Here is a 1234-nt window from a genome sequence, read left to right on the forward strand (position 1 = left end):
TGCAAAATAAAAATACAGAGTTCTGCAACGAAAAGTGCAGAGCTGAAGGCAAAGAAAAAAGGCTTGCCAGCCTCTAACATTTCCTCTACTGTGGAAGTTGTGAACACATAACCAAACAGTGGAGGAGCGAAAGGATGCTGGCAATGCCCGAAATTAATCGTATCAGAAAACTGCGTGAAAAGAAAGGGTTATCGATTGCGGAAATTTCCCGTGAAACGGGATATAACTGGAGAACGGTCAAGAAATACGCAGATGGAGACATTTCTGTCCAACCAACCATCAAACGCAAAAAGGGGATGATTGAGGAAGAAGGGTACGGGCAAATCATTGATGACTGGTTGGAGGAGGATGCCAAGCTGCCGAGAAAACAACGGCGAACGAACAAGACGATGTTTGAAGCGCTTTGTCGTGACCATGGATTTCAAGGCTCGTATCGCACCGTTTGCGCGTACGTGCAAAAACGAAGACCGCAGCTCAAGCTCGAGAAAGAACAGCGCTATGAACGACTGGAGCACCCGCCAGGCGAGGCGCAGGTGGATTTCGGGAAGATGACGGTTGTGACGAAGGAGGGGAAGGAAGAAGAGCGATCGGTTTTGATCATGAGCTTTCCCTATAGCAACGCTGCGTTTGCTTATCCGCTGCCGGTGGAAAACAGTGAATGCTTCCTCCATGGGTTGACGCAGCTGTTTCGTCAGGCTGGGGGAGTGCCAAAGGCATTGCGCATTGACAATTTGTCCGCGGCCATTGTGTCGATTCGAAAAGGGGGAGAACGCCGATTCACCGAGGCTTTTGAGAAATTTCAACTCTACTATCGGTTTGATGTACAAGTGTGCAATCCATACAGTGGACATGAGAAAGGAAATGCGGAGCGAAAAGTCTATTACACTCGCAACCTTTGTTTCATCCCCGCTCCATTGATGGAGTCGGATCCGGAGCTGGTGGAGTGGCTGCATCGCAAGATGGTCGAGGACCGAAACCGTCCTCATTATGAAAAGGGGCGGTGGATCGAGGAACTATGGCAGGAAGAGCAACCGGAGCTGTTGGCGTTGCCGGAACAAGATCTTCCGATCTTCTCCCTCGATCACGCTTACGTGAATAAGTACGGAGAAGTGATGGTGGATGGGAAGGCGTTCGTCGTCCATGGCCTGTCCGTCCCCAACCGGGTGTTGGTGAAGAAAGAATGGAATCGTTTCGTTGTGTTCTCTTCCGATGGAGACGTCCATCTTGAAGCGCC

1 protein-coding gene is annotated in these 1234 nt (G+C 50.2%); it reads left to right on the plus strand.

The annotated features are described in order from the left end of the window. Positions 1-134: 134 nt before the first annotated feature. The coding region (gene istA / locus ETC02_RS16595) for an IS21 family transposase (protein ID WP_171698444.1) at positions 135-1234 on the plus strand (1100 nt) is incomplete at its 3' end.

Origin of the sequence: Geobacillus sp. DSP4a (assembly GCF_013096875.1) — a bacterium.
GTDB classification, from domain to species: domain Bacteria; phylum Bacillota; class Bacilli; order Bacillales; family Anoxybacillaceae; genus Geobacillus; species Geobacillus thermophilus.